We start from the raw sequence: 10,453 nt of genomic DNA, 5'->3' as shown, positions 1-10,453 counted from the left end.
CTTTATTTTATCAGATTTTTGCCTATCTCTCTTTTCTTTTTTCTTAATTTTGTCCAATATCTATTGTAGCACTACACATAGGAATATTATTCTTTTCCAAATCAGTTGACAATCTTTTGTTAATATGATATAATTATTTTCTTAATTTTTTGTCGATTTATCAGTTAATCTGAGGTGTATTAATAAATGGATAATCTTTCTAATATAAGTGTGATAAAAGATGTTCTCGCAAGACACAATTTCACTTTCTCCAAGGCTCTCGGTCAGAATTTCTTAGTGAATCCCTCCGTTTGCCCCAAGATAGCCGAAATGGGCAATGCAAAAAAAGGCTTCGGCATAATCGAGATAGGCACAGGCATAGGCGTTCTCACAAACGAGCTTGCCAAGCGTGCTGACAAGGTGGTAGCCATAGAAATTGACGACAGGCTTATGCCGGTCCTTGCAGAAACTCTTGCAGAATATGACAATGTGAAGATAATAAATGCCGATGTCATGGAAACTGACCTCCATAAGCTTATCGCCGAGGAATTTCAGGGCATGGACGTTGCCGTTTGTGCAAATCTGCCTTACTATATAACCTCGCCAATATTAATGATGCTCCTTGAAGAACGTCTGCCCATAAAGTCTGTTACTGTCATGGTGCAGAAAGAAGCAGGCACACGTCTTTGTGCCCCTATGGGTACAAGAGATATGGGAGCAGTCACAGTGGCAATAAATTATTTTTCTGTACCGAAACTGCTTTTCAATGTATCACGAGGAAGCTTCATGCCCTCGCCTAATGTTGACAGTTGCGTGGTGAGGTTTGATATCCGTGATAAGACCCCCGAGGGCGTGACGGACGAAAAGTTCTTTTTTAAAGTCGCTAGGGGAGCATTTTCACAGCGAAGAAAGACCCTCTCAAATTCCGTATCATCATCAATGGGCATAGATAAATCTATAGTAAATCAGGCGATAGAGCAAAGCGACCTGCCTGCCTCCGTCCGTCCTGAAGCTCTTTCCATGGAACAATTCATAACCTTTTCCGAAGCCCTTAGAAAGCTTATCTAATTGTACATATTTTTGTACAATTAGACTTCATTACTTGTAGGGGAGCGGCTCAGTTTCTGCAAGCAGAAATGCGATGTCCCATTTTGTTCGCCCGTTGCTCGGCAACTATCCCGATTTTCTACAGCAGATTTTCATGACGTTGGAAGTTACGAGATCTGTCCGTAAATTTGGTCAGTATTTAAATTTCAAGCCCATATTGCGACACCTTTCGCTTGATAGTCCTGCTAAAATGTAATTATTACATTTTGGAAACATAGGACGTGATAAGCAATGGAAAAAATACGGCATACGGCAAAATTTCATACTTCAGGCAAAACGAATGTACTTATGGATGTTTTATCGGCGGCAGCAGCGTTTGCGGCAAGTTTCGGAAAGATCTTAGGCTTCCCCTCGTCAATGAACGTGGCGGTGGCAGTGCTTTCGGGAACTAATGTGATACCTGCTTTTTTAGGCTCTGCACTTGCATATTTTGTAAGCGGAACATTCTCAGAGGGTATCGTTCAGCTTTGTGCGATACTTGTTATAGGGGCGGTAAGGCTTGTGATGCCCTCTGCTGACCATAAGGACGACCCCGTTTTTGTGTCGCTCCTCACAACAGGAGCAATGCTTCTTTTCAGCTGTGTAATGTCGGTTGCAATGCCGTCGGATACATATACGGCTTCACTGCGAATGATAAGCTCGCTCATGTGTGGCTGTGTTGTTTTTATTGCACTGACCGTAAAACGTCAAAGAAACCGAAGCGGTGTTTTTGACCTCACAGGAATAAACGGAGTTTTCACAGCTATACTTTATATTATGTTTATCTCGACCATCACTGCCGCACCGCTCCATGTGGTGAACCTGGGCAGGATAGCAGGCACTTTGTTTATGCTTATGGCAGTGCGAAAGTATAGAAATATAGGCGGTGCAGTTGTTGGTGCATTGACCACCTGCGGTGTACTCCTTTGTACTCCGTCACTTGCGAGAAATACACTTTTGCTTGCCACGTCAGGACTTATCTGCGGAGCTTTTCTGCAATTCGGCTCTCTTGTGATAGTGCTTGTTTTTCTTGCAGTTTCACTTGTGAGCCTTGTGGCAATGGGCGTGAACGGTGATACATTTTCAATGTTTGCTGATTTGCTTATAGGCTCTGTGCTTTTTATCGCCCTGCCTGTTCCTGTGATAAAAAGGGTGGCAAAAAAAGTGGTGGGAGTGAAAAATTCCGTTGACCTTGTAGGGCAGACTACTTCTTCAAAACTCAATATGGCTTCGAGAACTCTGGGCGGTATCAGAGGTCAGCTTACAATGGTCACTGCGGCGATAGATAAACGCTCAAAGGAAGCTACACTGTCAAAGCGTGTACGATCTGTTGTTTGTACCGATTGCGATATGTACTCAGTGTGCAGTAAGCGTTGTGTACAGCTTGATGACAGCTTTTCAAAGCTTGAAAGCATAGTTTGTACATATAATAACCTTAGCCTTGACGACGTTGAAAAGCATTTGGGCGGCTGTGTTAGAAAGTCGCTTCTTTGCAAAAGCTTCAATGAATTGTATGCCGACTTTGTGGCAGAACGTGCCGACAGCATGAGAGTTCGTGAAATGCGTGAGTTTTTAAGCGAACAGCTTTCCTCCATGGAGGATATCTTATCCGACCTTTCTTTCAGGGCAGGTCAGGTGAGGAGCGTTGATCCTCAGCTTTCAGCAAGAGTAAGGGAGCATTTCTCAAACCTTGGCTATCCAAATGTGAAAGCCTGCGTTTACATAGACGAAAACCTTTGTCAGCGTGTGGACGTTTTTATAACTGCGCAGTTCAGGGGTGATCTTGTAAGGCTCACAGCAACGCTTTCAGAAATGATAGATTATGACCTTGATATGCCTGTGATAGTCAAGGTGGATAATATAACCAGAATGTCCTTTGCGGAAATACCGAAATTCACAGTTGATATAAAAAGCTTTTCGGCTTCGTCAAGCGGAGAATATTCGGGGGACAGCTTTGAAGTCTTCGATTCAAGCGTCAACGAAAAGTATATCGTCCTTTCAGACGGCATGGGAACAGGAAAAAGAGCAAGACTGGATTCATTGTTTTCTGTAAGTCTTGTTACAAGGCTCATACGATCGGGAATGTCTATGCAGACAGCCCATAGGCTTATAAATTCCATGCTCAGAGTTAAGGGCTGGGAGGAATCTTTTGCGACCCTTGATATAATGCGGCTGGAGCTTAATGGCGGAACGGTGCAGTTTCTGAAATCGGGTGCGGCGCAAAGCTTTCTTTTCCGTGACGGCGGTCTTAAAGCTATCGGCGGACAGGCTTTTCCTGCTGGGATACTTGCGGAGTGTACTCCTGATGTGAGCGAGCTTAAGCTCTTTGACGGTGACGTTCTGCTTATGACCTCAGACGGTGTCGAGGACGCTACAGCACGAGAGATACTTCGCTGTAACGGAATGAACGCTCAGGAGATAGTCACGGCGCTTGGCGCAAAGGCGCTTGCTCAGCGAACAGGAGGCAGGCGTGACGATATAACTATTATTGCCGCAAAAATTTTCCTTCGTGACGAGAATGAAGAATGAATGTAAATGACTTTGCCGACTTTTGCCTGCAATTTTTTACTTTTGTATACTTTGACTTTACTTTTTCTATGTTATTATATAAAATCTATTGTGCAAAATATATAAAACTATCTGTTGAAATATGTGCGAATACGAGAATAACTACTAAAACTATTGCAAATTTGTTCAAAAAAGATTAAAATGTAAGTATGAAACACCGAAATTATTCAGCGGTTTTCACAAAAAGACAAAGGAGGCTGAATTGTGATAGATATTATTCCAAAGGATTATGAACTGCCGCTCTATCTTTTCCACAATGGCACAAACTGCGAAACATATAAGTTTCTTGGCTGCCATAAGGGAGAGAAAGACGGCATAGAAGGATACTATTTCAGAGTCTGGGCAGCACACGCTGAGGGCATTTCTGTTGTGGGAGATTTCAATGACTGGGACGAAAATGCCACTCCAATGGAGAAGATAGACGACTCAGAGGTGTGGGAGGCTTTTGTTACAGGGCTTAAGACTTATGATACATATAAATACTGTATCCACGGCTGTGACGGCAAGACCCATTATAAGGCTGATCCGTACGGCACACACATGGAGGTCGCTCCGAACACTGGCTCAAAGGTTTTCGATATAGGCGATTATCTTTGGAGCGATAAAAAGTGGATGACCGAGAAGAAGTCTAAGGATATCTACAATTGTCCTATGAATATCTATGAGGTACATCTCAATTCATGGAAGGCTTGTCCTGACGGAAAATATTTCTCATATGTTAGATTTGCAGATACTATAATCCCTTATATAAAGGAAATGGGCTATACTCATATCGAGCTTATGCCGTTGGCGGAATATCCTTTTGACGGCTCTTGGGGCTATCAGGGTATCGGCTATTTTGCGCCGACTTCACGTTTCGGCACGCCTTATGACTTCATGAAAATGATAGACCTTTTCCATTTGGCGGGAATAGGCGTTATCCTTGATTGGGTGCCTGCGCATTTTCCTAGAGATGAGGCAGGACTGTTCGAGTTTGACGGAGGTCCGTCATATGAATACTCTGACCCGAAAAAGGCAGATCACCTCACTTGGGGAACGAGAGTTTTCGATTATTCAAAGGGCGAGGTAAAGTCATTCCTTATCTCAAACGCTCTTTACTGGATAGAAAAATATCACGTTGACGGTCTGAGAGTTGACGCTGTTGCGTCTATGCTTTATCTTGACTATGACAGACGTGACGGAGAGTGGACACCTAACAAGTTCGGCGGAAAGGAAAATCTTGAAGCTGTTCAGTTCTTCAAGGATCTCAATACCGCTGTGTTCGGAAGAAACCCTAATACCCTTATGATAGCCGAAGAGTCAACCTCATGGCCTATGGTAACAAAGCCTGCGAGCGACGGCGGTCTTGGCTTCAACTTCAAGTGGAACATGGGCTGGATGAACGATATGCTCAAATATATGGCTCTTGACCCTATTGACAGAGCTTTTCATCATGATATGCTCACGTTCTCATTCTTCTATGCTTTCTCTGAAAACTTTATTTTGCCTATCTCTCATGACGAGGTGGTGCATGGTAAGGCTTCATTGGTAAATAAAATGTATGGTGGAGATATCGACAATAAGTTCAAGCAGTGCAAGCTGTTCATGGCTTATATGATGGCTCACCCAGGTAAGAAGCTTCTGTTCATGGGTGCTGATTTTGCTCAGTTCAGAGAGTGGGATTACGAGAATGGTCTGGAATGGTTTATGGTGGACGAATATGAGAACCACCGCAATTATCTGAACTACTCCAAGAACCTCAATCATTTCTATCTTGACCACCCTCAGTTCTGGGAGAGAGATTTCTCTTGGGAGGGCTTTAGCTGGATATCAAATGACGATTTCAAGCAGAGTATCATCATCTTCAGACGTTTTGACAAAAACGGCGGAGAGGTCATCGTGGTTTGCAACTTCGTTCCTGTGGAAAGAAAGTCATACTGCTTTGGCGTTCCTTACTGGGGCAGCTATACAGAGGTGTTCAACTCGTCTTCTGTTGACGGATCCCCTTGCACGAACGGTACTGTCAAGGCGGTAGATGTTAAGATGCACGGCTTTGACCAGTCAGTCTGCATCGACATTCCTGCGTTCTCTTGTATGTATTTCACGGTGAAGAAAGAGGAAAGACCTGTGCCTGAGAAAAAGGCAGAGAATAAGAAAAAGACAAAGACGGCGGCTAAGAAAACTGCTGTCAAGAAAGCCGCTAAGGCGAAAACAACTAAGAAGTCCACAGCTAAAAAGGCTGAGTAATATAGACTTAATAAAAATTGGTGGGTGAATTAATTATGTTCAACAAAAAAGAATGTGTTGCAATGCTGCTGGCAGGCGGTCAGGGAAGCAGATTGTATGCCCTGACACAGAGCGTTGCAAAACCGGCAGTACCTTTCGGTGCTAAGTATCGTATCATTGATTTTCCTCTCTCGAACTGTATCAATTCAGGTATCGACACAGTGGGCGTGCTGACACAGTATCAGCCATTGGTACTCAATGAGTACATTGGAAACGGTCAGCCTTGGGATCTTGACAGAATACATGGAGGCGTTCATGTGCTTCCTCCTTATCAGACAGCTTCAGGCGCTGACTGGTATTCAGGTACTGCAAACGCTATTTATCAGAATATCGCTTTTGTAGACAGATATGACCCTGAGTATGTTGTTGTTCTTTCAGGCGACCATATCTACAAAATGGATTACAACAAGATGCTTGAATATCACAAGGCTAAGAACGCTGACGCTACTATCGCCGTTCTGGACGTTCCAAAGGAAGAGGCTTCACGTTTCGGCATCATGATAACAGACGAGGACGACAATATCATCGACTTCGAGGAGAAGCCAAAGAACCCTCGTTCAACTCTTGCTTCAATGGGTATCTACATATTCACTTGGAAGAAGCTGAAAGCTTATCTTATCGCTAATGAGAACGACAAGGAAGCTTCAAAGGACTTCGGCAAGAACATTATCCCTGACATGAGAGAAGCAGGCGAGAAGCTTGTGGCTTATCGTTTTGACGGCTATTGGAAGGACGTTGGAACTATCGACTCTCTTTGGGAAGCAAATATGGACCTTATCAATCCTAACATTCCTATCGATCTTTATGACACAAGCTGGAAGATATACTCAAGAAACCCTGTTATGCCACCTCAGAGCATAGGCAAGAACGCTCAGGTACAGAACTCTATGGTAACAGAGGGCTGCGTTATCGACGGTTCAGTCGAGTTCTCAATGATCTCTGACGGCGTTACTGTTGAGGAAGGCGCTGAGATACTGGATTCTATCCTTATGCCTGGCGCAGTTGTCAAGAAGGGTGCAAAGGTCGAGTATGCTATCGTTGGCGAGAACACCGTTATCGGTGAGAACGCTCAGATCGGTGCAAGACCTGAAACTATCGAGGACAAGGACTCATGGGGCGTTGCTGTAGTGGGCAATAATCTGACCGTTTCTGACGGCAGTGTTGTTGCACCAAAGGCAATAATTTACGAGAATATCTAAGAAAGGACCGAGTAAACATGGATGTAAATATGGGTAACGTACTGGGTCTTGTTTTCGCTAATATGCACGACACGACTCTTGGCGACATGACAAAGAACAGAACTATGGGTTCTGTAATGTTCGGCGGAAGATACCGCCTTATCGACTTCCCACTGTCTAACATGGTAAACAGCGGCATAAGCGAGGTCGGTGTTATAACAAAATCTAACTATCAGTCACTTCTGGATCACCTCGGCTCTGCAAGAGAGTGGGATCTGGCAAGAAAAAAGGGCGGACTTTACATTCTGCCTCCATTCGGCAACGTTGAAAGCACTCTTTACAGAGGCAGGATCGAGGCTCTTTATGGTGCAATGAGCTTTATCAAGCACTCAAGAGCTAAATATGTTATCCTTTCAGACTGTGACGTTGTAACTAATATTGATTACAAGCCTATCGTTGCGGCTCATATAGAGAGCGGTGCTGATATTACTGCTGTTGCACATACTGGCGTTTACAGCTCTGATGATATAAAGACTTCGACAGTATTCAACGTTGACGCTGACAAGAACGTAACTTCTGTTCTTATCAATCCTGACATCAGCGGCACTTGCACAACGAGCCTTAATGTGTTCGTTATGTCAATGGATTTCCTTATTGAAACTGTTAATGACGCAATGGCTAGAGGAAATGTAAGCTTTGAGAGAAATATTCTTCAGGAGAAGTGCAGAGAGCTTAAGATAAAGATCTACGAGTACGATAACTATTTCAGCAAGCTCAACAGCCCTGAAAGCTACTTTAAGTCAAACATGGCTCTGCTTGAACCTGAGAATGCACGCAAGCTGTTCGTTCCAAAGCGTTCTATATACACAAAGGTAAGCGACAACGCTCCTGTTAAGTACGATTTGGACAGCAAGGTATCAAATTCTCTTATTGCTGACGGCTGTATCATAGAGGGCGAGGTAGAGAACTCTGTACTGTTCAGAGGCGTTAAGGTAGGCAAGGGTGCAAAGGTCAAGAACTGTATCCTTATGCAGGGCACTGTTGTTGGTGACAATGCTGAGCTTAACTATCTTATCACAGACAAGAACGTTTCTATCTGTGAAAACCATATCCTTACAAGCTCGCCACAGTATCCTATGTATGTAGGAAAGGGAGCTTCTGTATAAAAAGGTCGCAATGACTTAGGAAAGAGGGTTCGGATATGAACATACTTTATACTGCAAGTGAGGCTTTGCCTTTTATTGCTTCAGGTGGATTGGCTGATGTTGCAGGCTCACTGCCTGCGGCTATCAATGCCGAGGGTCACGATTGCAGAGTCGTGATACCTTATTACAGCTCTATCAGGCAGGAGCTTAAGGACAAGCTGACATATGTTACGAATTTCACTGTGCCGGTGGCATGGAGAAATCAATACTGCGGCGTTTTTACAGGCGTTGTGAACGGAGTGACTTATTATCTTTTGGATAATGAGTATTACTTCCAGAGAAACGGTCTGTATGGCTTTTATGATGATGCTGAGAGATTTATATTCTTCTCAAGGGCAGTTCTCGAACTGCTGAGATACATCGACTTTAAGCCAAATGTTATAAACGCCAATGACTGGCAGACGGCACTTGTTCCTGTTTATTATGATATTTTCTACCGCTATCAGCAGGGTTATGAGGATATCAAGACGGTATTTACCATACACAATATTCAGTATCAGGGACAATATGGCTTAGAACTTATCAACGATATTATGGGCATTCCGCTTTATCATACGGATCTGCTTTCATATGACGGTGATGTGAACTTTATGAAGGCTGCTATTGAAACGGCTGACAAGGTGACGACAGTTTCGCCAAGCTATGCTTGGGAGATACTTGATCCATGGTATTCACATGGTCTTGACAGAGAGCTTGTGAACAAGCAATACAAGCTTTGCGGAATACTCAACGGAATAGATCAGAAGATCTATGATCCTGCAACTGATCCTGTTATTGCTAAGAATTATAGTTTGAATGACAAGACGGGCAAGGCTGTTTGCAAGCATGCTTTGCTCAGCGAGCTTGGCATGGCACATGGAAAAGAGCCTGTTATCGGTATCGTAACGAGATTTGTTTCACACAAGGGTCTTGACCTTATCAAGTATGTGTTTGAGGACATCATCAGGCTTGGCTGCAAGTTTGCTATTCTTGGTTCGGGCGAGAAGATATACGAGGACTTTTTCAGCGAAATGCATTATCGTTATCCTGACAGAGTGGGTCTGACCATTGGTTTTGTGCCTGAGCTGTCCAAGAAGATATACGCTGGTGCGGATATGTTCCTTATGCCGTCGCAGAGTGAGCCTTGCGGTTTGGCTCAGATGATAGCTCTGAGATATGGTACTATACCTATCGTAAGAGAGACAGGCGGTTTGAGAGACAGTATCCATGATGCAGGCGACAAGAATGGAAACGGCTTTACTTTCAAGTCTTACAACGCACATGATATGCTTGACGCTGTTGTTAGAGCCAGGGCATACTATGATGACAAGATGAAGTGGGGCAGGCTTGTGAACACTGCGCTCAAGCAGAATTTCAGTTGGACAAAGTCCGCCAAGGATTACATTGCACTTTACAACGACATTCACTAAACACCAATATCCGTTTATTTTGCCTGATAAACGGGAAAGACCGTCCCTTATCTTAGGGGCGGTCTTTTTGTATTTATATAATTGTACGATTAATTGTACATTTATTTAGGGCTTTGTCAACAAACTGAAAGCGGACAGGTGTGTGCCTGTCCGCTTTGGTTTAATGCTGTTTTGTTCGCATTGCTTTCGCTTTTTCTTTCATTTTCTGACCCAAATAAGAGCCTATTTCCAACATTGCGGTGTATTTGTCGATACACACGATAACGTAAGATTCAGCGTATTTAGGGAATTTCAGGGTCAGCGGCCACATATGCTTGACTATCATATCCTCCTCACGCTTGCCTATCTCAAAATGCTGTTTCGCATTGTTGAGTGCGACCTTTGGGTGGGTCATTCCGTGAGGCATTTCGCCTTTTTTCTTCTCACGATCCCGCCAATCATAAAGAAACAGATCGTGAAGCAGACCTGCTCTTGCTGCGGATCTTGAATTTAGTCCCAATTTTCTGCAAACGAGATAGTTATAGTAGGATACATTGATGCAATGCTGATAGCAAGTCGTACTATAGTGATGACGAAAATTTTTCATTTCGTTTACAACATCGCTGTCAAGCAGGTCCTTTACAAACTCAAAATACTCCTTTGCTTCCTCGGAATTTTCAATGGAATATCTTGAACCGAAAGCCTTTGACATTTGCATGACCTCTTTTCGATAACTTATATGCAGGCGGCAATTTTGCTGCCCTTTTTACGGTTGGTGACTAAT

The 10,453-nt window shown here is 43.6% G+C and carries 7 protein-coding genes; 6 read left to right on the top strand and 1 reads right to left on the bottom strand.

Annotation, left to right across the window (positions count from 1 at the left end; all coding sequences use genetic code 11):
- Positions 1-186: 186 nt before the first annotated feature.
- The 6 genes from rsmA (at position 187) to AB5Z01_RS07975 (ending at position 9,690) form a co-directional block, all read left to right on the top strand.
- Positions 187-1,047 carry a 16S rRNA (adenine(1518)-N(6)/adenine(1519)-N(6))-dimethyltransferase RsmA gene (gene rsmA / locus AB5Z01_RS08000; protein ID WP_117923052.1) on the top strand — a complete coding sequence of 287 codons (861 nt, stop codon included), beginning with the start codon at positions 187-189 and terminating at the stop codon, positions 1,045-1,047.
- A 270-nt stretch (positions 1,048-1,317) separates the two neighbouring features.
- Entirely contained in the window at positions 1,318-3,594 is a 2,277-nt protein-coding gene (locus AB5Z01_RS07995; protein ID WP_368365444.1) for a SpoIIE family protein phosphatase, read from the top strand.
- Positions 3,595-3,840: 246 nt separating this feature from the next.
- Positions 3,841-5,859 carry a 1,4-alpha-glucan branching protein GlgB gene (gene glgB, locus AB5Z01_RS07990; protein ID WP_368365445.1) on the top strand — a complete coding sequence of 673 codons (2,019 nt, stop codon included), beginning with the start codon at positions 3,841-3,843 and terminating at the stop codon, positions 5,857-5,859.
- A gap of 35 nt (positions 5,860-5,894) precedes the next feature.
- Positions 5,895-7,097 carry a glucose-1-phosphate adenylyltransferase gene (locus AB5Z01_RS07985; RefSeq protein WP_022287953.1) on the top strand — a complete coding sequence of 401 codons (1,203 nt, stop codon included), beginning with the start codon at positions 5,895-5,897 and terminating at the stop codon, positions 7,095-7,097.
- Positions 7,098-7,126: 29 nt separating this feature from the next.
- Positions 7,127-8,242, top strand: a complete 1,116-nt coding sequence (glgD, locus tag AB5Z01_RS07980) for a glucose-1-phosphate adenylyltransferase subunit GlgD (RefSeq protein ID WP_242992021.1) — start codon at positions 7,127-7,129, stop codon at positions 8,240-8,242.
- A 35-nt stretch (positions 8,243-8,277) separates the two neighbouring features.
- A complete protein-coding gene (locus AB5Z01_RS07975) occupies positions 8,278-9,690 on the top strand; it encodes a glycogen synthase (protein WP_022287951.1) in 1,413 nt (470 codons plus the stop codon).
- A gap of 160 nt (positions 9,691-9,850) precedes the next feature.
- Here the strand turns inward: AB5Z01_RS07975 and AB5Z01_RS07970 are convergent, their stop codons facing one another.
- Complete coding sequence (locus AB5Z01_RS07970; RefSeq protein ID WP_022287950.1) at positions 9,851-10,381, bottom strand: HDIG domain-containing metalloprotein; 531 nt, start codon at positions 10,379-10,381, stop codon at positions 9,851-9,853.
- Positions 10,382-10,453: the final 72 nt, after the last annotated feature.

The sequence above is a fragment of the Ruminococcus sp. RTP21359st1_H3_RTP21359_211015 genome, from assembly GCF_040909065.1.
In the GTDB taxonomy this organism is placed as follows: Bacteria; Bacillota; Clostridia; order Oscillospirales; family Ruminococcaceae; genus Hominimerdicola; species Hominimerdicola aceti.
The sequence above is the reverse complement of the archived record's forward strand: the minus strand, read 5'-3'. Positions and strand labels throughout refer to the sequence as shown.